The sequence below is a fragment of the Lactobacillus sp. ESL0785 genome (genome assembly GCF_029395455.1).
Lineage (GTDB): Bacteria > Bacillota > Bacilli > Lactobacillales > Lactobacillaceae > Lactobacillus.
On record NZ_CP113916.1, the window covers coordinates 305,164 to 331,041 of the forward strand.

The 25,878-nt window shown below is 40.0% G+C and carries 17 protein-coding genes, 3 tRNA genes and 3 rRNA genes; 21 read left to right on the forward strand and 2 right to left on the reverse strand.

Annotated elements, in window-relative coordinates; all coding sequences use genetic code 11:
* Nucleotides 1-42: 42 nt before the first annotated feature.
* The 8 genes from OZY43_RS01530 (at nucleotide 43) to OZY43_RS01565 (ending at nucleotide 11,283) form a co-directional block, all read left to right on the forward strand.
* Nucleotides 43-1,344, forward strand: a complete 1,302-nt coding sequence (locus tag OZY43_RS01530; RefSeq protein ID WP_277165331.1) for an extracellular solute-binding protein — start codon at nucleotides 43-45, stop codon at nucleotides 1,342-1,344.
* 153 nt (nucleotides 1,345-1,497) lie between these two features.
* Nucleotides 1,498-3,003, forward strand: coding sequence for a hypothetical protein (locus OZY43_RS01535; RefSeq protein ID WP_277165334.1), 1,506 nt, complete (start codon nucleotides 1,498-1,500; stop codon nucleotides 3,001-3,003).
* Between the two features lie 269 nt (nucleotides 3,004-3,272).
* Nucleotides 3,273-4,571 (forward strand): extracellular solute-binding protein, encoded by a 1,299-nt coding sequence (locus OZY43_RS01540; RefSeq protein ID WP_277165336.1) that lies wholly within the window; start codon nucleotides 3,273-3,275, stop codon nucleotides 4,569-4,571.
* A 133-nt stretch (nucleotides 4,572-4,704) separates the two neighbouring features.
* Entirely contained in the window at nucleotides 4,705-5,622 is a 918-nt protein-coding gene (locus tag OZY43_RS01545; protein ID WP_277165338.1) for a magnesium transporter CorA family protein, read from the forward strand.
* A gap of 12 nt (nucleotides 5,623-5,634) precedes the next feature.
* Nucleotides 5,635-6,555: a serine hydrolase gene (locus OZY43_RS01550; protein ID WP_277165340.1), complete on the forward strand. Its 921-nt coding sequence runs from the start codon at nucleotides 5,635-5,637 to the stop codon at nucleotides 6,553-6,555.
* Between the two features lie 124 nt (nucleotides 6,556-6,679).
* Nucleotides 6,680-7,240 carry a TetR/AcrR family transcriptional regulator gene (locus tag OZY43_RS01555; RefSeq protein ID WP_277165342.1) on the forward strand — a complete coding sequence of 187 codons (561 nt, stop codon included), beginning with the start codon at nucleotides 6,680-6,682 and terminating at the stop codon, nucleotides 7,238-7,240.
* Between the two features lie 15 nt (nucleotides 7,241-7,255).
* Nucleotides 7,256-10,123, forward strand: a complete 2,868-nt coding sequence (locus tag OZY43_RS01560; protein ID WP_277165344.1) for an MMPL family transporter — start codon at nucleotides 7,256-7,258, stop codon at nucleotides 10,121-10,123.
* Nucleotides 10,124-10,266: 143 nt separating this feature from the next.
* Complete coding sequence (locus tag OZY43_RS01565) at nucleotides 10,267-11,283, forward strand: zinc ribbon domain-containing protein (RefSeq protein ID WP_277165346.1); 1,017 nt, start codon at nucleotides 10,267-10,269, stop codon at nucleotides 11,281-11,283.
* 58 nt (nucleotides 11,284-11,341) lie between these two features.
* On the opposite strand, the gene OZY43_RS01570 is transcribed toward OZY43_RS01565, so the two are convergent.
* Complete coding sequence (locus tag OZY43_RS01570; RefSeq protein ID WP_277165348.1) at nucleotides 11,342-12,715, reverse strand: NAD-dependent succinate-semialdehyde dehydrogenase; 1,374 nt, start codon at nucleotides 12,713-12,715, stop codon at nucleotides 11,342-11,344.
* A 165-nt stretch (nucleotides 12,716-12,880) separates the two neighbouring features.
* On the reverse strand, nucleotides 12,881-13,660 hold the full coding sequence (locus OZY43_RS01575) for an alpha/beta hydrolase (RefSeq protein ID WP_277165350.1): 780 nt from the start codon (nucleotides 13,658-13,660) through the stop codon (nucleotides 12,881-12,883).
* A gap of 444 nt (nucleotides 13,661-14,104) precedes the next feature.
* Between OZY43_RS01575 and OZY43_RS01585 the strand changes: the two genes are divergently transcribed.
* The 13 genes from OZY43_RS01585 (at nucleotide 14,105) to OZY43_RS01645 (ending at nucleotide 25,848) form a co-directional block, all read left to right on the forward strand.
* A complete protein-coding gene (locus tag OZY43_RS01585; RefSeq protein ID WP_277165352.1) occupies nucleotides 14,105-14,710 on the forward strand; it encodes a TVP38/TMEM64 family protein in 606 nt (201 codons plus the stop codon).
* Nucleotides 14,710-15,249, forward strand: coding sequence for a GNAT family N-acetyltransferase (locus tag OZY43_RS01590; RefSeq protein WP_277165354.1), 540 nt, complete (start codon nucleotides 14,710-14,712; stop codon nucleotides 15,247-15,249). Before OZY43_RS01585 ends, OZY43_RS01590 begins: the two co-directional genes overlap by 1 nt.
* Nucleotides 15,250-15,481: 232 nt before the next feature.
* Nucleotides 15,482-16,789 (forward strand): serine--tRNA ligase, encoded by a 1,308-nt coding sequence (gene serS, locus OZY43_RS01595; RefSeq protein ID WP_277165356.1) that lies wholly within the window; start codon nucleotides 15,482-15,484, stop codon nucleotides 16,787-16,789.
* Between the two features lie 591 nt (nucleotides 16,790-17,380).
* Nucleotides 17,381-18,948 (forward strand): 16S ribosomal RNA (locus tag OZY43_RS01600).
* 138 nt (nucleotides 18,949-19,086) lie between these two features.
* Nucleotides 19,087-19,160, forward strand: a tRNA-Ile gene (locus tag OZY43_RS01605).
* A 41-nt stretch (nucleotides 19,161-19,201) separates the two neighbouring features.
* Nucleotides 19,202-19,274, forward strand: a tRNA-Ala gene (locus OZY43_RS01610).
* A gap of 127 nt (nucleotides 19,275-19,401) precedes the next feature.
* A 23S ribosomal RNA gene (locus tag OZY43_RS01615) occupies nucleotides 19,402-22,311 on the forward strand.
* Between the two features lie 83 nt (nucleotides 22,312-22,394).
* A 5S ribosomal RNA gene (rrf, locus tag OZY43_RS01620) occupies nucleotides 22,395-22,511 on the forward strand.
* Together the 16S, 23S and 5S rRNA genes with 3 tRNA genes alongside form the textbook arrangement of a ribosomal RNA operon.
* A gap of 11 nt (nucleotides 22,512-22,522) precedes the next feature.
* Nucleotides 22,523-22,595: transfer RNA gene (locus tag OZY43_RS01625), tRNA-Asn, on the forward strand.
* Between the two features lie 117 nt (nucleotides 22,596-22,712).
* Nucleotides 22,713-23,717 (forward strand): mannose/fructose/sorbose PTS transporter subunit IIA, encoded by a 1,005-nt coding sequence (locus OZY43_RS01630; RefSeq protein WP_277165358.1) that lies wholly within the window; start codon nucleotides 22,713-22,715, stop codon nucleotides 23,715-23,717.
* Between the two features lie 17 nt (nucleotides 23,718-23,734).
* Nucleotides 23,735-24,541 (forward strand): PTS mannose/fructose/sorbose transporter subunit IIC, encoded by an 807-nt coding sequence (locus OZY43_RS01635; protein ID WP_277165360.1) that lies wholly within the window; start codon nucleotides 23,735-23,737, stop codon nucleotides 24,539-24,541.
* Nucleotides 24,542-24,567: 26 nt separating this feature from the next.
* Entirely contained in the window at nucleotides 24,568-25,482 is a 915-nt protein-coding gene (locus OZY43_RS01640) for a PTS system mannose/fructose/sorbose family transporter subunit IID (RefSeq protein ID WP_277165362.1), read from the forward strand.
* 6 nt (nucleotides 25,483-25,488) lie between these two features.
* Nucleotides 25,489-25,848 carry a DUF956 family protein gene (locus OZY43_RS01645; protein WP_277165364.1) on the forward strand — a complete coding sequence of 120 codons (360 nt, stop codon included), beginning with the start codon at nucleotides 25,489-25,491 and terminating at the stop codon, nucleotides 25,846-25,848.
* Nucleotides 25,849-25,878 lie beyond the last annotated feature (30 nt).

A 25,878-nucleotide genomic window follows, 5' to 3' on the forward strand; every position in this document is an offset into this window, starting at 1 on the left:
CAAAGATTGTTGTTTAGTTTTTGTTTTTAGGAGGTTTACCTAATGAAGTTTAGTAGAAAACTCGCTGCTGTATTGGTTGCCAGTTTGGCACTGATTGGGACAGCCGCTTGTTCTAATGGTAGTTCATCTTCAAGTTCGAACTCGGAAAAGATTCCCACTAAGATTACTAAAAAGACTAGTATTGTCTTTTGGCATGGAATGCCGGGTGTACAGCAGGATGAACTGAAAAAGCTGACCCAAGAGTTTGAGCAAAAGAATCCGAAGATTACAGTAAAATTGGAAAATCAGGGTGCATACAATGATTTACAGGCTAAGATTAATTCGACACTGCAATCACCGAATAATTTACCAACGATTACGCAGGCATACCCTGATTGGTTGTATACGGCAGCGAAAAATAAGCTGTTAGTTGACTTGAAACCTTACATTAATAACCAGAATGTTGGTTGGGGCAGCAGTCAAGCCTCAAAAATTACGCCGGCATTACTTACTGGCGCTAAAATTGATGGTATGCAGTACGGAATTCCGTTTAATAAGTCAATTGAAACATTGACTTATAATGCAGATATGTTCAAAAAATATGGTATTAAAAAGGCGCCGGCAACAATGGCAGAATTGAAGCAAGATGCGCAAACAATTTATACTAAGAGTCACCATCAAGTTGTCGGTGCTGGCTTTGATTCTTTGTCTAACTATTATGTATTGGGGATGAAGAATGAGGGTGTTGATTTTTCAAACAAAATTGACTTCAATGGAGCTGCTTCTAAACGCGTAATTAATTATTATGCAGATGGGATTAAAGCTGGTTACTTTAGAATTGCTGGTTCAGAACATTATTTGTCAGGACCATTTGCTAATCAAAAAGTTGCCATGTTTGTTGGAACTTCTGCTGGTGAAGGTTTTGTCAAACAAGGTGTTGGCAGTCGATTTACTTACGATGTTGCCCCACGTCCGGGTAAATATACCATGCAGCAAGGAACCGATATTTATATGTTTAAACATGCGACTGCTGAACAAAAAGCTGCTGCCTTCATGTATATTAAGTTCCTAGTTTCAAAAACTAGCCAACTTAAATGGGCTAATGCCACAGGTTATATTCCAGTCAACAAAGAAGTGGTTGCTTCTAAGGAATATAAGTCTAGCAAGAAGATTAAGTTACCAGCTAAGCTAGAAAGTGCGATGAAGAACCTATACAGTGTGCCAGTTGTTAAGGATGCTGGAGCTGCTTATAGTGGACTTAATCCAATTATGCAAAATATTCTGTCTGCAGCACAAAAAAAGCAGGCAGTTGCTAATGCCATTAAGTCTGGCAAGGCTAAATTTGATGCATCGTGGAAACAATAAAAACTAAATAGCAAATTACGATAATTAAAAATGTCTGTCCTAATTATAGGGCAGGCATTTTTAAGTGCATATTAAGTACAAGTATTTATGATTGCAGTTTATATTTTCAAAGCTTATAATTGCGGCATATAAGTTAATTATGAGGCATTAATTATGAAAGTTAAGCAAAAGCTAATTGGATTACTTGCTACGGTCGTGCTAACTGTGCCAGCTGTCTTGCAAGGCAATAATGAACCTGTGCAGGCGCAATCTGTGGCAGCGACTAAAACTGAATTACAATTAAATCATTCACGTGTTTATAATAAATATGGTCAAAAGTTATGGTCATATCTTGGTAAAAGCTCCTTGATTACTGCTAAGTCAATTAAGATAGCTAAGCAAGTTGCATCGGTAACTGATCCGGCAACTAAACGTTATTCTTTTCATGATCAAAATTGGGATTGGTTTTATTTACCATACAAGTTGATTAAGGGTAATGTCTTTTACAGTATTGGTCATGGTGGCTATATTAAAGCTGCTAATGTTACCAAGATAAATGGTCAAGAGCTATTAGCTAATCAAGCTGCAATTAAGTTAACTAAAAATATGTTTGACGATAAAAAAGCCGATACCATTTTGGTATACGATGCAGATCAGGGTAAAAAAGTAGCCAGACATTTTACTCCGGGGCAAAAGGTGACCGTGGATGCAAGTGTAGATGGTGAAGATGAGGGTTATCAAATTGATGAAGGCTACTCAATAATGTACCGCATTAAGGGAAGTAACCAATTTTTAACTGAAGATTTTGATGATGGTGATGTTTTAACGGCAGTCTATAGTAAAAAAGATTTGGCATTGTTACCATGTAGTAAATATATGAAAATTCAGTTAACTAAGGATACAGATTTTTATACATACAGGGGTGAGCCAGCTACTGAAAGTGTTGTTCCTAATTCAAACTTAATTATTGTTCCTGACAATACGCCTAATTCAGTTGTTCAAGTAATTACTGATAAAAAGGGTACTACTGAGTATGCAACCAAGGCTGTATATTTGAATTTACCGGGGCAAGCTAAACCGGAGTTGTTTTATCAAGTAAATTCTGCATTAAGAGATGGTAGTCATGGCTTAATTAAAGCCGCTGATACTAAATATATGTATGGTATTAAATTGACGCCAATTAATACGCCAGAAACTGCACTAAATAATGAACCTGTTGCTTCAGCTGCTAAAAGAGCTGAACTAAAAGAGTTGTTAGATCAAGCACCAACAGTTCGTGCCAGCGAAAAGTATCGTTATTCTAATTCGAGTAGCAGTACATATGAGTATTGTTTAAAGCAAGGTCAAATGACCTATGACAGCATAATTAGTACTGATGCCGAGGTGCAACAAGCAATAACTGATTTGCAACAGGCACTAGCAAGTCTTAATCAGGGAAACCGTGTAAAAGTTAAGGATATTAATCATTTAACTGCTAAAGAAGCTAAAGCAATTACTTCGTTGGCTAACAGTGATATTCAAAATAAATATCCTAAAGCAACTAATCATTTTTATAATGCGCGGTTTAATGCTGATAATACTGAATTAGATGTTTATTTATCAGATTATACAGTTCATCCAGCTGTAACTACTAAGGTAGGCAAGTTGAATATTGCAGATTATGTGGAAGTAGAAAAATAAAATATTTTAAGACTGATTGCTTTAACTTGCAATTGGTCTTTTTTGCTGTGATTTTTATTCAACGAAATTAGAACAAATTAGTTTCTTTTAAATCTTTAATTAATAAAATACGAACTTTAATTATAATTAAATATAATATATCCACAAAATCCGAATTTTTATTTAAAATTTAGTTGTAATTTTACAGAGCTTGCTATACAATTAACGAGAATTATCAATTAGTATTTTATTGCAGATTAAAAGCAATTATTTTTGGAGGAAAAGACAAAATGAAATTCGGTAAAAAGCTTGCCACCCTTGTAGTAGCTGGCTTAGCTTTAATTGGGACTGCTGCTTGTTCAAACAGTAATTCTTCATCTTCAACTAGTACTAAAATTCCTAAAGTTACTAAGAAAACAACGGTCGTTTTCTGGCACGGAATGCAAGGTGCTCAAGAGAATACCTTGAAGAGTTTAACTAAAGAATTCGAGAAGAAGAATCCTAATATTACAGTTAAATTGGAACAACAAGGTGCTTATAATGACTTGCAATCTAAGATTAACTCAACTTTGCAGTCACCTAAAGATTTGCCAACAATCACGCAGGCATACCCTGATTGGCTGGAAAGTGCCGCTAAGAACAAGATGCTGGTTAATTTAACTCCTTACATGACTAATAAGGATGTTGGTTGGGGCAGTCAAGCTTCTGGAATTAAGGCAGACTTACTTGATGGTGCCAAGATTAACGGTACCCAATACGGAATTCCGTTTAACAAGTCAATTGAAATTTTGATTTATAATCCAGCAATGCTGAAGCAATATGGTGTAAAAAAAGTGCCAACTACGATGGCTGAATTAAAGCAAGCAGCCCAAACAATCTACCAAAAGAGTAATCACAAGGTAGTTGGTGCTGGCTTCGATGCTTTGGATAACTATTATGTTTTGGGCATGAAGAATGCTGGCCAAAACTTCTCCAGCAAGATTAGTTTTGCTGGTTCACAATCTAAGCAAGTTATTAATTACTTTGCTGATGGTGAAAAAGCTGGTTACTTTAGAATGCCGGGTTCAGACAAATATCTGTATATTCCATTTACTAACAAGAAGTTAGCAATGATGGTAACCTCTTCATCAACAGAAACTTGGGTTAAGCAAGCTGCTAAGAAGGGTTTTACTTATGATGTTGCGCCGCGGCCAAGTAAATACACGATGCAACAAGGAACTGACATTTACATGTTCAATCACGCAACTGCAATGCAAAAGTCTGCTGCCTTTATGTATATGAAGTTTCTCGCTTCAGAATCTAGTCAAGCTAGGTGGGCTAAGGAAACTGGTTATGTTCCCGTTAATGAGAATGTTGCTAAGACCAAGAGTTACAAGGCTAATAAGGATTTGAAACTGCCAGCTAAGTTAGAGGACGTTTTAAAGACTAACACGATGTACAGTGTGCCGGTAATCAAGGATTCGGGTGCAACTTATGGTCAATTGACACCAATTATGCAGTCAATTTTGGCAGCTGCACAAAAGAAGCAGAATATCAACAATGCAATTAAGACAGGTCAAAGTAAGTTTGATGCTGCGTGGAAACAATAATTAAAGATGATAAATGAAAAACAGACCTTCTAGGTCTGTTTTTTATTTATCATTTTTCACTTGAATGGTAAGATAAGGGAGGCGTATAAGTTGACTCAATGAGTTAATTAATTTGGTGCCAGGGGTGAGAATAGTGATTAGAGAACAGAATTTTCCTGTGGAAACTAACTATAAATGGTATGATATTAGTAATTTAAGTGAGGAAGATAGTAATAGATTACAGGATGAATTTAGTTTTACCCCGGATATGATTTCTTATATCTCTGACCGTCATGAACGACCGCACTATGATTATGATACCCATACTAATATCCACTTATTGGTTTATGATGTTCCTATCTGGCCAACGAAAACGGTTAAGCATTTTACCTCGCATCCAATCACTTTTTTGGTATCTGGCGAAAATATTTTTACGTTTCATACGGAATCAACTAGTTATGTGTTTGATGAATTTAATGATCGGCCGATGCGACGTAAATTATCCCAAGCACAGGATGTTACTGAGCTCTTAATGAAATTTCTGCTATTTTCATCACAGTATTTTCAACGGGCAGTTACACAATTAGACGTTGAGCGTAATAGTTTGGACCAGAAGTTGTCAGATGATATTGATAACCGTGATTTGGTTGAATTATCCAATATTGAAAAGAGTTTGGTTTATTTAGCCAGCTCGATTCAGACTAATCTGATGATGTTGCATAGTTTGAAATTATCGAAGTTGAGTTTTACTAAGTATGCTAGTGAACGTTTAGATGATGTGTTAATTGAATCTAATCAGGCTTCAGAAATGGTAAAAATTTCTCAGCAGGTCACGGCGACACTCTCACAAACATCAAATAATATGATGAATAATAACCTGAACGATACGATGAAATTTTTGACAGTTTGGTCATTAGTGCTGACGATACCAACAATTTTGACTGGCTTTTACGGGATGAATGTTAGTTTGCCTGTGGGTCATAAGCCGTCAGATTGGATTACAATCACAATTTTAGCCATTGTGTTAATGGTTTGGCTAATTATTTTAATGAAACGGCATCATTTCTTCTAGCTGAGGCTAATTATGAAAAATAAAATTTTGGTTGGTTCATTACTTGTGGCATTTTTCTCTTTTATGCTTTATTCGACAAGTTTAAAGCGGATTGAAAATGCTAATTTGCATGTTGTTGAACCGCGTCAAAGTAAGACAATTAAAGGTAAAAAAGCAGTATCCAAACCCAGTGAACCGCATGTTGATGAAGTTGAATATGCCAATCATGTTAAGGTTGCGCGGGGAAGCGAAAAATCTTGGGCTAAGCAGATTGAACAAACTCTAGGCCAAGAAAAATCCTATCAGGTTTGTGTGCAGGATTTAAATTCGCATAAATTTGTGCGGATAGCCAATTCAACTAAGCAACATGGGGTAACTGCTACTAGTCGGTTGTTTTTGTTAGTCTCTGTTTATTATCAGGAGCAGCATGGTAAGTTATCGGCTAGAACAGCAATTAAGGTTCATAAGAAAGATCGAGTTAAGGGTGAGAAGCTTCTGCGGGTCGGTTATTCATATGGAATTGCTTATTTGAAGCAGGCAATGATGCATGGTAATAAGACCGCTGCTAATGTTTTATTGCGCAAAGTTGGGCCAAGCCGTGTGAACCGCCTGCTCAGCAAAATGGGGGCAACAAATACCAAAATTGGCAATAAGTTTACTGCTAATCCAGTTAGCATGACAACTGCTGCTGATTTAGTACAAGTGATGACCAATTTAGGTCAAAATAAAACTTTGAATCGGCAGTATGTGGGGATGGTTTTAACAGCACTTAATTTAACTCACGCGAAGTCACCATTAGTGCGGGCAATTAACGGGCAAAGTTATTCAGTCTTTGATAGTAAGTCAGTTGTTGCTTTGGTACAAAGTCGGGGCCATACTTATTGTGTTGGTTTCTGGGGTAGTAGTAATCAGAATATGGCTAAGTTAGGAAGAACGATCAATCAATTCTTTTAAATAGATAGTCAAGACCTTGTAATAAAGGTCTTTTTATTTGATTTCAAATAATTTACAGCATGTAGATTGTAATCTTCAATGTGTAGTGCTATATTATTCATCGTATTGTTGAAGGAGGCGTTAAATGGTTCAAAAAAGAAGCCTTGATTTGGATAAGGTGATTGCGAAGGCAACGGAATTAATTGAGCGGAAGGGACTTTCTGCAACAACTTTGCCTAATTTAGCTAAAGCGCTGGGTGTGCGCTCGCAGTCACTATATCATTATGTTACAGGTCGTAAGCAGTTATTGTCACTTGTTGGTGCGAGTAGGATTAAAATCTTAGGTAAGAAGTTAGTTGAAAATTTGATCGGACTTTCAGGTGATCAAGCATTGCTTAAGTTTGCTGACATTGTTCGCAACTTTATTCTACATGATCCAGCTTTACTCAGTATTCTGTACCATTTAAATGAGTATCAGCAGGATGATGCTATTAGCCAAGAGATTATGCGGATAATTGCTTTAGCTGAGAAGCTGAATTTGCGTCATGATAGCTCGGTTTCGCTTCATGGATTAATTGGTGCTGTACTTGGTTATGTCTTTTTGGATGTTTCGGCATTTACAAATGAGACTAAGCAAAAAGCAGACCAAGGTTACCATCAACTTCTGCTGCAACTAGTTCAACCTAAACAAATTTTACAAAATTAGAGAGGAAAAAAGAGAGTGCGAAAACTACTAAAAAATCATGTATTTTCATTAATTGCATGGATTTTAATTTTAATTATTTCTGTTGTCGCTTTGCCTGATATTACAGGACTAACACGTGACCATTCCAATGTTTCCTTACCTGCCAATGTTCAAAGTGAAGTTGCGCAAACAATCCAGAATGGCTGGGGTTCTAAACAAAAGAATACTTACCAAATGGCGGTTGTTTTTAACAAGGAAAAAGGTAAATTGACGGCGGATGACAAGCAAGCTGTCAACAATACCATTGATAATTTAAAGAATCATCAGGATCAATATGGAATTAAACAAATCTTAGGTCCTGAGGATAACATTGCAACTAAGAAAAAGCTGGAATCAAAAGATGGCACCACTTGGATCATGCAGGTTAATGTGGCTAAAAAGCATGCGCCAATTAATGAAGTGGAAACGCAATTAACCAACGCAGCTAAAACTGCAGGGATTGATACTTATGTTACTGGTGCTGATGCTTTACAGAATGCATTTACTAACTCAATTCAAGAGGGAATCAAGAAGACAGAGTTAATTACGGTCATCTTTATTTTCATTGTGTTAGTGATTGTCTTTAAGTCACCGATAGTACCGTTAATTTCATTATTAACTGTCGGTGTTTCCTTTATTACGGCGTTTTCAATTGTGACTAATTTAGTTGCACATAATAATTTTCCATTCTCTAACTTCACACAGGTCTTTATGATTATTGTCCTGTTCGGGATTGGTACAGATTACAATATTCTGTTATACGATAAATTTAAGGAAGAGTTGGGCCTAGGAAAGAACCGTTATGAAGCGATGAAAGAGGCTATCAAAATCGCGGGTAAAACGATTTTGTATTCAGGTTCATCAATTTTAATTGGTTTTACGGCCTTAAGTTTAGCTAAATTTTCGATTTACCAATCAGCTGTTGGCGTTGCCGTTGGTGTAGCTGTCTTATTAGTAGTCTTGCTAACGTTGAATCCATTCTTTATGGCTGTTTTAGGTGAAAAAATGTTCTGGCCAGTCAAGAAGTTTGCTGGTGAACATGAAGATAAATTGTGGCATGGTATTTCTAAGGGTACATTAGCGCACCCAATTGTTTATCTGTTGATTTTGGCGGTTGTTGTAACACCGTTTGCGTTAATGTATTCAGGTCATTTGAATTATGATGATACTGATGAAATTGCCAACAATGTTCCAGCTAAGGCCGGTTTGTTAGTGGTTGAGAAGCACTTTTCAAAGGGCTTGGCTGAACCAACAACTTTGTACATTAAAAGTAACCATCGGCTTGACAACGAAGCTGATTTAAAATTATTGGATCAATTGACAAGACAATTGCAGGCTTCTAAGAATGTTGCTTTTGTAACTTCTGTAACGCAGCCGTATGGTGAAAGTATTCAACAATTATATGTTAATAATCAATTGAATACAGTGAATGATGGTGTCGACCAAGCCCGGACTGGTTTGGGTAAATTAAGTAAGGCCAGCAGGAAATTAACACTTGGTGCTAATCAATTAGCTAATGGAACTGACCAGCTGCAAAGTGGAACCAGCAGCCTGCAAGGCGGCGCAAGTAAATTGCAAAGCGGTAGTCAGCAGCTTGCTTCAGGGTTGAACCAATTAAACTCGCAACTTTCATCTAGTGCGCAGGGAGCAGCTGTGCAACAGCAGAACATGCAGGCTAACTTACAAAAGAGTTACCAACATAACCTGCAAAAGAACATTGGTAGGTTGCCAGGTTTATCACAACAACAAAAAGCAGCAGCAATGCAAGCAGCTGGTGCGGCGTTGGAAAAATCGTGGGCAAGTATTGCCTCTAATACGCCTAATACATCAGGTCAAATGGGACAATTACAATCTAGTGTTGGCGGGTTGGCCGCGGCATCTAACCAATTAAGTTCAGGTGCTTCAACTTTAAATAATGGTATTGGTCAACTTAATTCTAATACAGGTAAGTTAAGTTCAGGTGCTAGTCAGTTAGCTAGTGGCACGCCAAAAATAACTTCTGGTGTTGATGGCGTTAATAGCGGCTTGGGTCAAGGAGCATCATATTTGACTGGCTTAGCTAGTTCAGCTGCAGCTGATACTTTCTATATTCCAACCGAATTTATCAAGTCAGATACTTTTCAAGATTCTATGAAAGCTTACCTTAGTCCTAACAAGAAGTCAGCTATGCTGATGATTGTCTTTAACGTTAATCCAAGCAGTACCAAGGCAACTCGCAGTGTGCAAGATCTTAGTGAAATGGCACAAAAGACATTGCAAGGTACTAAGTTAGATAAGGCAACTGTTGCTATGGGTGGTGAAAGTTCTAGAATTTCTGACATTAAGCAAGTTGCTAATGGTGACTTTATTAGAACTGCTGCAATTATGTTAGTTGGTATTGGAATTGCCTTAATTTTGGTGACAAGATCATTATTGCAACCACTATATATTTTAGGAACATTGTTGATTGCTTACTTCTGTTCATTATCGATTAGTGAATGGCTGGTTAAATTAATTTTAGGCAATAGCATGTTAACTTGGAATACACCATTCTTTAGCTTCATCATGTTGATTGCTCTAGGTGTTGATTATAGTATCTTCCTTATGACGCGGTATCGTGCACTTGAGGACGGTAGTCCGAGTGAGCGTATCTTGAAAGCTTGTGGGATTATTGGAACTGTTGTTGTTTCGGCAGCAATTATTCTCGGCGGTACTTTCGCAGCATTAATTCCTTCAGGCATTCCAACCTTAATTGAAGTTGCTTTGGCTGTAATTATTGGCTTAATCATTTTAATCTTTATTATGCCAATTACTTTGTCAGCCGCAGTTAAACTGACGTATGAGGGTTTGCATTGGAAGCACAAGAAGAAGCATGTAAATAATTAAAAAAATAAAAGATTGTGTAACTTTCATAAGAGAGCTGCGCAATCTTTTTAATTGCTTAAAAATAACAATTTTTGGTTGTAAACTGCCAATTTTGTTCTATGATTAACTTAAAAGTAACTGGTAAAAATAAGGAAGTGTAGTTAATGACTACTTGTCCAAACTGCGGCAGAACAATTACCGCTAACGACGAAATATGTCCTAATTGTCATTTTAATTTACAAAAATATCGGCAGACCTTTTTTGTAAAACAAAATGAAGTAGAACAAGAAACACAGAAAAATGATCAGGTCAGTCGCAAGGCTTGTTGGCAGGAATTTTATCCTGAAAAGCAAAATACAATTATTGCAAGAATGCTGACGTGGATTCGGGTTAATAGTATGATTGTCTTTTTAGTTGGGATTCTATTGTTAATTTTGATGAGCTTCTCACGTGGTTTAGGCTGGCTTAGCTTTTTCTTATTGATCATTTGGCTTTATTTTGTTTGTTTACGGCAAGATAAGATTGAGCGTTATACGGTTGATAGACGGTTAACTGAAAAAGTAAACCATTGGGGTTCACACATGTTTAATCAAATTGAAGAACACAGTGAGCGGGTGCAGAAGACACATGCACAAGTAGAACCAACATCGCAGGCTGAGCAAAGTGCAACTGCTCCAATGACTAAAAAAAAGCATTTCGGTTATTTAAACTTATCGATTTTGATGATGGCATTAATTAGTCTAGTAGTTTTGTTTACGGGTTCTGGTGCAGAAGTTTCCGATATTGCTTATGCAGGCAAGCTGTCGATTAGTCGGATGGTGCTTAGCTTAGCAGGGCAGTTATTTTCTTCAGGATCAACAGTGCTGCAAGGCATTCTGTTATGTATCTTTTGGGCGCTGCTAATTATTTTTCCACTGCTAATTATCTACCAAACGCTGCAAAACACTCATCAGAGTCAGATTTGGTCTTTTGTCTTATCATTAATCGAAACCATTTTTTTAATTTATCTTGTTTTTAGATTATCAAGTAGTGCGCGGGCTAATACAGGAGTTTTACATAGTCTGACAAGTCAATTAATAATGTACGCTGTTTCAGTTGGGGCATCAACTTACTTTTTGATTTTATCAAGTGTGATGACAACTGGGTTAACAGCCTTTAACTTATTTAGAAAACATTCTTAATAAGACAATAAAAAATGCTGAGTTTTACTCAGCATTTTTGTTTTGGCATTAACTTTATTTATTTGGAAACATCAATGACAAGGTGTTGGTTAACAAATGCCATCATTCCTAGATCACTTAATTCGCGACCATAACCAGAATTCTTCACGCCACCAAATGGTAATTCACCAGCAGTAATCCACGTGCCATTAATTACTGTCATTCCTGTTTCGATTTGTGCAGCTAATTCTTGGGCATGGTCAACATTGGCACTAATGATAGAAGAACCAAGACCATAACTTGAGTTATTAGCTAAGGCAATCGCTTCATCTTCGTCTTCAACTTGGTAAACGACAGCAACTGGGCCGAACATTTCTTCATCAAAGGCAGGATTATTGTGGTCAACATTAGTTAAAATAACGGGACTGAAGAAGGCGCCAGCAGATTTGATTTCTGGATATTGGTAGAAGACCTTAGCACCACTATCAACTGCAGCCTGAACTTGCTTAGCTAACTTATCGCGGGCACCGACGGAATTCATTGGCGGCAAAGTTGTGCTGTCAAGCATAGGATCGCCAGCTTTTAAATTAGTAAAGACATTCTTTAATTCGTGTAGTACTTCATCATAACGCGATTTGACAACAATAATTCTCTTTGAAGATGTACATACTTGACCGCCATTGTAGGTTCTGGCTGTAGCTAATACTTGTTTAAGAACTTCAGGATCAGCGTCGTCTAAGATAATGAACGGATCGTTACCACCAAGTTCCATTGTTGATTTCTTTAGATTTTTACCAGCATTGGCGGCAACGGATGATCCACCACGCTCGGACCCAGTTAGAGCAACGCCTTGAATACGTGGATCAGCAATAATATCGTCGAGTTGATCATAAGTAGGGTAAAGGTTAATGAAGCTACCTTCAGGTGCGCCGCCCTCCTTGACAATCTTAGCAGCTAAAGCAGCAGAACCTGGAACATTATGGGCGTGCTTTAACAGCATAGGATTACCTACGACAAAGTTAGGTGCAAAGACTCGAATAATCTGATAAAGTGGGAAATTCCATGGTTCACAGGCCATAATAACGCCAGTTGCTTGTTTTAAGTAGTAGCCGTGGCCCAATTTAGATTCAATTGGCTGCGGTTTGAGCATTTCGGGACCTTTTTCAGCATAATATTCACAAATATTGATACAAATTTCAACTTCTTCTTTAGATTCGTGAAGCATTTTGCCCATTTCACGTGTCATTATTGTAGCCATTTCGTCTTCGTGTTTACGTAGACTGTCAGCTACTTGATGCAAAATCTTAGCGCGACTTGTAGGACTTTCATGTTGCCATTTTTTATAAAGTGTGTGTGCCAAGTTAATTGCTTCATCGATTTGAGTAGCAGTTGGATTGTCATAATCGGCAAACTTTTCATTTGTATATGGGTTAATTGATTGATATTTAGCCATTTAATTACCTCTTTTAAAATTGTTTCGAACTAAATAGTTCTAAAATCATTATAAAGCGGTTCCAGCGAAAAATGTAATAATTGAACTAATTTTTATGAATAATTAATTTGTAAGTAAAAAACAGCCGCAGAAAAAATTGTTTCCTGTGACTGTTTTTAATTAAGCTTACATCATTTGATTAAGGTAAGCGAGTGAAGCGTCAACGTATTCGTTGGCGTAAGCCATTGCATGTTTTTGACCCGGGAGAACGGTAAGTTCTGCACCCCGGTTTTGTGTAGCTAAAGTTTGAATAAAGCTTAGGACATATTTCAACGGGGATAATTCATCGGCTGAGTTGATTAACCAGAGATGACCTAACTTATTGTAGTCATAAGAGGCAGCGTCCAATTTCTTAAGAGTTGCTACATCACTTGAGCCAGCATAGGCAAGGCCAAAGTACTTATAGAAAGAATTATTGATTTCCTTAGGATCGGTTAAACCAAGTTCACCTTTAGCATCAATTGATGCTGGGGTATTTTCGTGTTCTTTCATCCAAGCTGAGTAATTAACCGGTGCTGACCATGTAACTGTTGGGAAGCCATATTTACCAGCGATATATAGTGCCATAACACCACCAGAACTAGCACCAATTTGGGTAATTCCTGTAGTGTCGCTGCCAGTGTAATCAGACTTGAGTAACCATTCAACAAAGTTAACGGTATCGTCATGAGCTGCTGGGAAAGCATCAGCTGGTGCAAGCCGATAATTTGGTACAAAAACCGTAAACCCTTTACTTGTCATTTTGATGCATAAATCCTTAACGTCACCTTTATCGCCGCGAATCCAGCCACCACCATGCCAAAAAATTAGTACTTTAGTCTTAGCTGCGGCTTGGTCTGGCTCGTAAATATCAACTGCCAGATTATGTTTTTGGTCATAAATAATATCATTTTTGATTTTAACCATATATTTAACCTCCAATATAATTAAGTTTAATCACTATCTATCTTAGAATAAATTGTACCAGTTGCGGTAAAAAATTTATAAATTATGATAATTTTTATTTATAATAGCGTTCATTGCCCCACCAATTAGGAATTAGCTCGGCTAACGTAATTGTTGTTCGAGCTTTATAATCAACTAGTATTTCAATCTGATTATTTTGTTGGTTAAGCTGCATTATTTGCTTCAAGAGTACAAACAGCGGTGCGTGCGATAGATAAATGGCGAAACTTCGCCGGGATTGTATTCTTTTTTAGCTTTCTTATATAATTGTTCCCAAACATCCATTTTGTCCTCTTTTAATGAACATAATTTTAAATTATTTTAATTATTATTCTGATTATTTAAAAAAGCAATCATTGGGAGCAAAATTTTGGTAGAATTGACCTTAATACATGGAGGAATATTATGCACTTGTCACCTAAAGCTAGTCGCCGGTTAATTAACATTTTAACTGTCGTCAGCGGGATTATTATCATCTTGCTGTGTATCTATTGGTATCGTTTGGGAATTTTAACTAGCCAAGCAAAGATGCACGCATATTTGGCTAATAAAAAAATTATTGGACCAGTTATTTTTGTGTTAATTCAGACTACACAGGTTGTCTTTCCTATTATTCCTGGCGGGGTGTCGCTGCTCGGTGGAGTAGTGTTCTTTGGACCGCTAGCGGGGTTTATTTATAATTATATCGGTGTTTGTATCGGTTCGATTATTGACTTCTTTTTGGCGCGCTATTATGGGCGGCCGTTTATCTTGCATATCGTTTCCGAAAAAACGTTAGATAAATATATGAAGTGGACTAAAAATCAACGGAAGTTTAACTGGTTTTTTGCGATTTGTATTGTTGCTCCCATGGCACCAGATGATGTTCTATGCATGCTGGCGGGGCTAACCGATATGAAGTTTTGGACATACTTTTGGATTATTATCTTAGGTAAGCCATGGACAATTGCTGCTTACAGTTTTGCTTTAATGTTTGGTATGGATTGGTTATTAAAATTGGTCGGTAAATAATGACACGGGTTTATTTGCGGTCTTTTAAGTTGCAGGATGCGCCGTTACTTTTAAAATGGGGTCAGGATGATGATTATTATCGCTTGGCTGGTTTTGCTCGCTATCAAAATTTAATGCAAGCTGAAAAAGCAGCGGGACAATATGCTGCTCGACCTTATAGTTATGCGCTGTGTCTGCAAAAAACGCAACAATTGATTGGTTTAGTTGAGTTATATGACCGCGGCACCAATGAACGTGATTTATTGCAGACCAAAGAAGTTGGCTTCTTATTAGATAAGGAGTTTTCAGGACATGGTTATATGACAGAAGCTCTTGGTTTAGTGTTTAATTATGCCTTTAATCAGTTAAAGCAAGAAGAAATTTGGGCAGGTACTTTTGCGGCTAATTACAAATCGCAGAAGTTATTGCGGCGCTTGGGTTTTAAATATGTTTACGAAGTGGATTTAAGTAAAATAAGTCATCTTTTTTCCTATCAAGAAAAATACTATTTGCTTGAACGAAAAGAATGGCTTAAAATAAAGACAAACACGGAGTCTTAAGACTATTTCAGAGAGTTCGCGGTCGGTGTGAGCGAATAGAGGTCGTTTCCGGATTCCTTTAATGTGGGTAATTAATAGTTGCACGGCTTGCGGCACCGTTATCGCCAAATAATGAAGTGCAGTTGTTTTTAATAAAAAGTAGCTGAAACTGGGTGGTACCGCGAAGTTATGCAAGAGCCAATTCGTCCCAAGGTGTAGGGATGAGTTGGCTCTTTTTTATGGAGGTAAAACAATGCTGGATATTAAGGTGATTCGTGAGAATCTCGATTGGGCGAAGAATAAGCTTGCTACGCGAGGCATTAAGCCAGAGCAATTGGACGAGTTGATTAAGATTGACCAAGAACGGCGTGAAGGCTTAAATCAAAGTGAACAATTGAAGGCTAAGCGTAACGATGTATCTAAGAAAATTGCGGAGGCGAAACGTAACAAAGAAGATGCTGCAAGTGCAATTGCAGAAATGCGTGAAGTCGGCGACGAAATTAAAGATTTAGATAATAAGGTTAATAAGTTAACCGATAAGCAAAACTATATTTTGTTACGCTTGCCCAACTTCCCTGATGATTCTGATCCAATTGGTCCTGACGAAAGTTACAACCAAGAAGTACGTAAATGGAGTGAACCAACAAAGTTAGACTTTGAACCTAAAGCACACTGGGATTTGGGAACAGACTTGGATATTTTAGATTGGGATCGAGCTGCTAAAGTTTCCGGTGCCCGTTTCGTCTACTACAAGGGTGCCGGTGCACTTTTGGAGCGTGCTGTGTTTAACTTCTTCTTAGATGAGAACACAAAGGCTGGTTACACGGAAATTATTCCACCGTATTTGGTAAACGATGAATCAATGCAAGGAACAGGTCAATTCCCGAAGTTCCATGAGGACGTTTATACGATTGTGGATAATGATGATCCAGATAAGGCACTTGATCTAACCTTAATCCCAACTGCTGAAGTACCATTGGTTAATTATTTCCGTGATGAAATCATCCATGAAGATCGGCTACCAATCAACGTAACAGCACTATCGCCAGCATTTAGAAGTGAGGCTGGATCTGCAGGACGTGATACACGTGGCTTAATCAGAATGCACGAATTTAGAAAAGTCGAAATGGTTAAGGTATGTAAGCCTGAAGAATCATGGCATGAACTTGATAATTTAACGCATAATGCGGAGAGTTTGCTGCAAAAGCTCAACTTGCCATATCATGTTGTTGCATTGTCAACTGGGGATGCTAGTTTTACCAGTGCCAAGACTTACGATTTGGAGGTCTGGATGCCAGCGCAAGACAAGTACCGTGAAATTTCTTCTTGTTCTAATTGTACCGATTTCCAAGCACGCCGTTCACAAATTCGCTACCGCGGTGAAGATGGTAAGTTGCATTTAGCTCATACTCTGAATGGTTCTGGTTTAGCTGTTGGTAGAACAGTAGCGGCAATTTTAGAGAACTATCAAAATGAGGATGGTACAGTAACAGTTCCAGAAGCATTAGTTCCTTATATGAATGGTATGACTAAAATTACTAAAGAACAGAGCTTAATTTAGTGAAAAAGAGACCTTTTGGGTCTCTTTTTTAGTTTTTTACCAAAAAAATAAAATTATTTTTAAATGATTTTTGATCGTAAAGCAGCTTAATTACGAATAATTTTTAGAGATAATTTCTAATAAATAGAAAAGAAAGCGGAAAACAGGCATTAGCTAAAACTAATTGCGGGGTAGAATCGTTAAAATACCGAACAAAATAGTAAACTTGACGAAAACGAATAAAGAGGGTAAAGTATTACTTGCGCTTGAGAGAGCTAACTACTTAATCAGGTGTAAATAAAAAAGATCAAGCTAAGCAGTTGACAAAGAGTGAAAGGTTTAGTAAGATAATAAACGCTGTTGAGTGAAGCGAGAATTCATCAAGAGCGTTGCAGAAGAAAGTTCTTGACAAAAGAAATTGCTTCTGTTAAAATAAAAAAGCGCTGGTGCAGCTAATGCATCAGCGGGTAGTACCTTGAAAACTGAACAATGTTTTCGCAAAAAGTGTGCGGGTGTAAGAACCCAAAACAAAAAAGCGAAGTCAATTTCGCAAGCAAATAAATCCGAGATGCAAATCTTGGAACGAATGAGCAAACATTCAAACAAACATTTAAAAATGAGAGTTTGATCCTGGCTCAGGACGAACGCTGGCGGCGTGCCTAATACATGCAAGTCGAGCGAGCAATTTTAACAGAATACCTTCGGGTAGGAAGATAAAAGCGCGAGCGGCGGATGGGTGAGTAACACGTGGGTAACCTGCCCTCTAGATTGGGATACCATTTGGAAACAGATGCTAATACCGAATAAGAAGTAAGATCGCATGATCTAGCTATGAAAGGCGGCTTTCGAGCTGTCACTAGAGGATGGACCCGCGGTGCATTAGCTAGTTGGTAAGGTAATGGCTTACCAAGGCGATGATGCATAGCCGAGTTGAGAGACTGAACGGCCACATTGGGACTGAGACACGGCCCAAACTCCTACGGGAGGCAGCAGTAGGGAATCTTCCACAATGGACGCAAGTCTGATGGAGCAACGCCGCGTGAGTGAAGAAGGTTTTCGGATCGTAAAGCTCTGTTGTTGGTGAAGAAGGATAGATAGAGTAACTGTTATCTATTTGACGGTAATCAACCAGAAAGTCACGGCTAACTACGTGCCAGCAGCCGCGGTAATACGTAGGTGGCAAGCGTTGTCCGGATTTATTGGGCGTAAAGCGAACGCAGGCGGGAAGACAAGTCAGATGTGAAAGCCCTCGGCTCAACCGGGGAATTGCATCTGAAACTGCCTTTCTTGAGTGCAGAAGAGGAGAGTGGAACTCCATGTGTAGCGGTGGAATGCGTAGATATATGGAAGAACACCAGTGGCGAAGGCGGCTCTCTGGTCTGTAACTGACGCTGAGGTTCGAAAGCATGGGTAGCGAACAGGATTAGATACCCTGGTAGTCCATGCCGTAAACGATGAGTGCTAAGTGTTGGGAGGTTTCCGCCTCTCAGTGCTGCAGCTAACGCATTAAGCACTCCGCCTGGGGAGTACGACCGCAAGGTTAAAACTCAAAGGAATTGACGGGGGCCCGCACAAGCGGTGGAGCATGTGGTTTAATTCGAAGCAACGCGAAGAACCTTACCAGGTCTTGACATCTAGTGCAATTCATAGAGATATGAAGTTCTCTTCGGAGACACTAAGACAGGTGGTGCATGGCTGTCGTCAGCTCGTGTCGTGAGATGTTGGGTTAAGTCCCGCAACGAGCGCAACCCTTATTATTAGTTGCCAGCATTAAGTTGGGCACTCTAATGAGACTGCCGGTGACAAACCGGAGGAAGGTGGGGACGACGTCAAGTCATCATGCCCCTTATGACCTGGGCTACACACGTGCTACAATGGTTAGTACAACGAGGAGCGAACCTGTGAAGGCAAGCGAATCTCTTAAAGCTAATCTCAGTTCGGATTGCACTCTGCAACTCGAGTGCATGAAGCTGGAATCGCTAGTAATCGCGGATCAGAACGCCGCGGTGAATACGTTCCCGGGCCTTGTACACACCGCCCGTCACACCATGAGAGTCTGTAATACCCAAAGCCGGTAGGATAACCCTTCGGGGAGTCAGCCGTCTAAGGTAGGACAGATGATTAGGGTGAAGTCGTAACAAGGTAGCCGTAGGAGAACCTGCGGCTGGATCACCTCCTTTCTAAGGAAGAGCGAATAGGTGGAGAGTAGAGATACTAGAGGAAGCCTAGGAGCAACGGAAGCACACGAAAGGCGCGAACATTGTTTAGTTTTGAGGGTAGTACCTCAAAAAGAGAAAAGAAACAGATACGCAAGAGACGGGCCTATAGCTCAGCTGGTTAGAGCGCACGCCTGATAAGCGTGAGGTCGATGGTTCAAGTCCATTTAGGCCCATTGACATCAGAGTTATTTGACTGTCGAAGAGAAGAGTATTTGGGGGCTTAGCTCAGATGGGAGAGCACCTGCTTTGCACGCAGGAGGTCATCGGTTCGATCCCGTTAGCCTCCATTGGATCGTAACAGATCCATATGGTTAGTACATTGAAAACTGAATATAATCCAAGAAAAAAACCGAGACACAATCATTGAAGAAAAGAAACAGATTGCAAGAGCGACCGAGAGAGTATCTTGAGTAAGGTCAAGAAAAGAAGGGCGCACGGTGAATGCCTAGGCACAATAAGGCGAAGAAGGACGTGACAAACAGCGAAATGCTTCGGGGAGCGGTAAGTACGCAGAGATCCGGAGGTATCCGAATGGGGGAACCCAGTATGAGAGATCATATTACTAGCTGATGAATAGATAGTCAGTTAGGGCAAGACGCAGTGAACTGAAACATCTAAGTAGCTGCAGGAAGAGAAAGAAAAATCGATTTCCCTAGTAGCGGCGAGCGAAGAGGAAAGAGCCCAAACCAGTTGATTTATCAATTGGGGTTGTAGGACTGCAAGAAGGTAGTACAGGAGATAGCAGAATTATCTGGGAAGATAAGCCAGAGAGGGTGAGAGCCCCGTAAGCGAAATTGAAAGTACGCTGAGCAGAATCCTGAGTAGGCCGGAACACGAGGAATTCCGGTTGAAGCAGCGAGGACCATCTCGCAAGGCTAAATACTAAATTGTGACCGATAGTGAACCAGTACCGTGAGGGAAAGGTGAAAAGAACCCCGGAAGGGGAGTGAAAGAGAACCTGAAACCGTGTGCCTACAAGTAGTCAGAGCCCATTAAAGGGTGATGGCGTGCCTTTTGTAGAATGAACCGGCGAGTTACGTTAACTAGCGAGGTTAAGTCAGAAAAGACGGAGCCGTAGCGAAAGCGAGTCTGAATAGGGCGAGATAGTTAGTTGATGTAGACCCGAAACCAAGTGACCTACCCATGGCCAGGTTGAAGGTGCGGTAAAACGCACTGGAGGACCGAACCCACGTAAGTTAAAAATTGCGGGGATGAGCTGTGGGTAGCGGTGAAATTCCAAACGAACTTGGAGATAGCTGGTTCTCTCCGAAATAGCTTTAGGGCTAGCCTGGTGCGAGGATGATAATGGAGGTAGAGCTCTGTTTGGACGAAGGGCCCGTCAGGGGTTACTGAATTCAGATAAACTGCGAATTCCAGATATCAAAGCACTGGAGTCAGACTGCGAGTGATAAGATCCGTAGTCGAAAGGGAAACAGCCCAGATCACCAGTTAAGGTCCCAAAATCTATGCTAAGTGGAAAAGGATGTGGAGTTGCGTAGACAACTAGGATGTTGGCTTAGAAGCAGCCATCATTAAAAGAGTGCGTAATAGCTCACTAGTCGAGTGACGCTGCGCCGAAATTTACCGGGGCTAAGCATAGTACCGAAACTGTGGATGTGTAGTAATACACGTGGTAGGAGAGCGTTCTAAATGCGGTGAAGGCTAATCGAGAGGATAGTTGGAGCGTTTAGAAGTGAGAATGCCGGTATGAGTAGCGCAAGATAGGTGAGAATCCTATCCGCCGAAAGACTAAGGTTTCCTGGGGCAGGCTCGTCCGCCCAGGGTAAGTCGGGACCTAAGGTAAGGCCGAAAGGCGTAGCCGATGGACAACAGGTAGAGATTCCTGTACTGCGTTAGATCGTTAAAAACGAAGGAGGGACGCAGGAGGCAAAGAACGCATGGCGCTGGAAGCCATGTTCAAGCGATAAGTGAGAGAGTGAGTTAAATGCTTGCTTTTAATAATCATGAGTCGTGATGAGGAGCGAAATTAAAGTAGCGAAGGTTTGGAAGTCACACTGCCAAGAAAAGCTTCTAGTGAGAGCTAACGTACCCGTACCGCAAACCGACACAGGTAGTCGAGTGGAGAACACTAAGGTGAGCGAGAGAACTCTCGTTAAGGAACTCGGCAAAATCGCCCCGTAACTTCGGAAGAAGGGGTGCTGGTGTAAGAGCCAGCCGCAGTGAATAGGCCCAAACAACTGTTTATCAAAAACACAGGTATCTGCAAAGTCGTAAGACGACGTATAGGTGCTGACACCTGCCCGGTGCTGGAAGGTTAAGGAGAGAGCTTAGTCGTAAGACGAAGGTTCGAACTGAAGCCCCAGTAAACGGCGGCCGTAACTATAACGGTCCTAAGGTAGCGAAATTCCTTGTCGGGTAAGTTCCGACCTGCACGAAAGGTGTAATGATTTGGGCACTGTCTCAACGAGAGACTCGGTGAAATTATAATACCCGTGAAGATGCGGGTTACCCGCGACAGGACGGAAAGACCCCATGGAGCTTTACTGCAATTTGATATTGAGTAGCTGTTAAACATGTACAGGATAGGTAGGAGCCAGAGAAGATAGGACGCTAGTCTTATCAGAGGCAATGTTGGGATACTACCCTTGTTTGATGGCTGCTCTAACTAATATCTCTAAGCGAGATATAGGACAGTGTCAGATGGACAGTTTGACTGGGGCGGTCGCCTCCTAAAGAGTAACGGAGGCGCCCAAAGGTTCCCTCAGAATGGTTGGAAATCATTCACAGAGTGTAAAGGTATAAGGGAGCTTGACTGCGAGAGAGACAACTCGAGCAGGGACGAAAGTCGGGCTTAGTGATCTGGTGGTACCGCATGGAAGGGCCATCACTCAACGGATAAAAGCTACCCTGGGGATAACAGGCTTATCTCCCCAAGAGTTCACATCGACGGGGAGGTTTGGCACCTCGATGTCGGCTCGTCGCATCCTGGGGCTGAAGTAGGTCCCAAGGGTTGGGCTGTTCGCCCATTAAAGCGGCACGCGAGCTGGGTTCAGAACGTCGTGAGACAGTTCGGTCCCTATCCGTCGTGGGCGTTGGAAATTTGAGAGGAGCTGTCCTTAGTACGAGAGGACCGGGATGGACATACCGCTGGTGTACCAGTTGTCTTGCCAAAGGCATAGCTGGGTAGCTAAGTATGGCAGGGATAAGCGCTGAAAGCATCTAAGTGCGAAGCCCCCCCTCAAGATGAGATTTCCCATACGAAAGTAGTAAGACACCTCAAAGACTAAGAGGTAGATAGGCTAGGAGTGGAAGAGTCGTGAGACTTGGAGCGGACTAGTACTAATCAGTCGAGGACTTGACCAGAGCTTGAGCAATCTGGGATTGTAAGTAAGTTTTTTTTAAGAGATTATATTTAGTTTTGAGTGTAAGAACTCAAACAGAAAAAGTACGGTGGCAATAGCAAGAAGGAAACACCTGTAACCATGCCGAACACAGCAGTTAAGCTTCTTCACGCCGAGAGTAGTTGGTGGGAGACTGCCTGCGAGGGTAGGACGCTGCCGTGCTTTTTTAATATTCCGGCTTAGCTCAGTTGGTAGAGCGCTTGACTGTTAATCAAGATGTCGTCAGTTCGAGTCTGACAGCCGGAGCAAGCAAGGAAAAGAGGATCTATTGGATCCTCTTTTTTGTGTATTGTGGTTTACGAAGATTTTTGTAACGTATGATATACTAGAAGCGGATACATTTTATCTAAAGGAGGAATTAACATGGTAGGAATTTTGTTAGCCAGCCATGGCGGGTTTGCTGATGGAATTGCGCAATCTGCGCAAATGCTTTTCGGTGAACAAGAAAATTTTGCTCATGTAATTTTGACACCTGACGAGGGACCACAAGATATTCATGACAAAATGGAAAAGGCGATATCTTCGTTCACTGATCAAAATGAAGTTTTATTTTTAGTAGATCTTTGGGGAGGAACGCCCTTTAATCAAGCTAATAGCTTAATTGAAGAACATGCGAATTGGGCAATTGTTGCTGGTATGAATTTGCCAATGGTAGTTGAGGCGCTAACACAACGTCTAACTAATCCTGATGCAACAGCTCACGCAATTGCAACGGCAATTGTTAAGCCGGCCCAAGATGGTGTTAAGACAAAACCGGTTGACTTAATGCCACAATCTGAAAATCCGGTTGTAGCTAAGGAACAACCTTCTGAGAGTAAAAAATCAATTCCAGTTGGTACAGTAATTGGTGATGGTCATCTTAAAATAGTTTTGGCTAGAATTGATTCACGGTTGTTACATGGGCAAGTGGCAACTGGTTGGATTCCAACAATGCATCCAGATCGAGTAATTGTTGTTTCTGATAGTGTTGCTAAAGATGAAATGCGTAAGAGTATGATTCGTGAAGCAGCTCCAGCCGGTGTAAAAGCACATACAGTACCGATAAAGAAAATGATCGAATTGGCTAAAGACCCACGTTTTGGTGATACTCACGCATTATTACTATTTGAAAATCCAGAAGATCTGCTGACAGTAATCAAGGCAGGAGTAGACATTAAAACTGTTAATGTGGGCTCAATGTCATATTCAGTGGGCGATGTTAATGCAAATAATGTTTTATCAATGAATCAGCAAGATGTTGATACTTTCCGTGAACTTGAAAAAATGGGTATTAAATATGATGTGCGTAAAGTACCAACTGATAAGTCTGGTAATATGGATGCGATTTTAAATAAAGCTCAAAATTTGCTTGATGAACAAAATAAATAATAAATAGGAGTAAAAAAATGAACGCTATTCAAATGGTTTTAGTTGTTCTGGTTGCTTTCCTTGCAGGTATGGAAGGTATCTTGGATCAATGGGAATTTCACCAACCTTTGGTTGCATGTACGTTAATCGGGTTGGTTACAGGACACTTAGATTTAGGAGTTATCTTAGGCGGCCAATTGCAAATGATTGCTTTAGGCTGGGCTAATATTGGTGCTGCGGTTGCTCCTGATGCTGCTTTGGCTTCAGTTGCTTCCGCTATTATTTTAGTGGAAAGTGGTCAAGGTACTAAGGGAATAGGTATGGCGACAGGGATTGCGATGCCATTAGCTGTTGCTGGCTTGTTTTTGACAATGATTGTCCGGACGATTTCAACAGGGATTGTCCATATTATGGATGCTGATGCTAAACAAGGTAATTGGCGTAAAATTAATATGTGGCAATGGATTGATGTTTGTTTACAAGGATTAAGAATTGCGATTCCAGCAGGACTATTATTAGCAATTCCGGCATCAACGGTGCAATATTGGTTAAGCTTGATGCCAACTTGGCTTAGTGATGGTATGTCAATTGGTGGTGCGATGGTTGTTGCTGTCGGCTATGCAATGGTTATTAACATGATGGCTAGTCGTGAAGTTTGGCCGTTCTTTGCAATTGGTTTTGCTTTGGCTGCAATTAAAGATCTGACCTTAATTGCTTTAGGTGCAATTGGCTTGGCATTAGCTTTGATGTACTTAGCTCTTGAATCCAATGGCGGCAACAATAATTCTAATTCAGGTAATAAGGGTACCGGCGATCCACTCGGCGATATCATTGATGACTATTAAAGTGATATTGAGAGGAGAATTTTATAATGGCTGATCAAAAAATTAAATTAACAAAAGCCGACCGCTTTAAAGTTATGTGGCACTCACAATTTTTGCAGGCTTCATGGAATTATGAAAGAATGCAAAACGGTGGTTTTGCGTATTCGCTAATTCCAGCATTGCGCAAATTGTATCCTAATAAGGATGACATGTCTGAAGCTTTGCAAAGACATTTGGTGTTCTTTAATGTGCACCCATACTTAGTTTCACCGATTTTGGGTGTTACCCTAGCTTTGGAAGAAGATAAGGCTAATGGTGCTAAAGTTGAAGATGAAGCTATTCAAGGGGTTAAAGTCGGTATGATGGGACCTCTTGCTGGTGTTGGTGACCCGGTTTTCTGGTACACAGTGCGACCAATAGTTGGTGCGCTAGGTGCTTCAATGGCCATTCAAGGCAATATCTTAGGCCCGATCTTGTTCTTTGTTATTTGGAATGCTATTAGATTGGCGTTTATGTGGTATACACAAGAGTTTGGCTATAAAGCTGGTTCGGCAATTACCAATGACATGTCAGGTGGTTTACTGCAAAAAGTAACACGTGGTGCTTCAATGATGGGAATGTTTGTCTTGGGTTCACTAATTGAACGTTGGGTTAACATTAAATTTACGCCGACTGTTTCTAAGACACCTGTTCAAAAAGGTGGCTATATTGATTGGAATTCATTACCAGCTGGTGCTAAAGGAATTCAACAAGCCTTAATTGGTCAAAGTAATGGTTTAGCATTGACTAAATTTAAGACAACAACCTTGCAAAATAACCTTGATAGCTTGATTCCGGGCTTAGCTGGCTTATTGTTAACATTCTTCTGTATGTGGTTGCTGAAGAAGAAGGTTTCCCCAATTGTAATCATTATTGGTATCTTCATCGTCGGTGTTGTTTTACACGTTTTACATGTACTTTAATTTAAAATGGTTAAATCAAGAAATACCAAAGTTGACCTAACTACTAGTGCTACCTGGTTTCGTGGGATTGCAACGTATGGAAAAGCGATGGTTGGCGATCGTGCTTTTGAATTCTATAATGATCATAATTTAAATGATTATGTACAAATTCCGTGGGTTGAGGTTACTTATGTTGTAGCTGATGTTCATTTTCATGGTCGGTATATTCCACGGTTTGAAATTCGTACACGCACTAGTGGTACGTTCATTTTTTCAACACGTGATAATAAAAAGACGCTGCGGGCAATTCGGCAGTATTTGCCAGCTAGTCATTTACGTCAGGCGTTGGGCTTATGGCAAAAATTAAAACAGCGGTTTAAATCATAATTTAGGCAAAAAAAACTTAGATCCAATTAG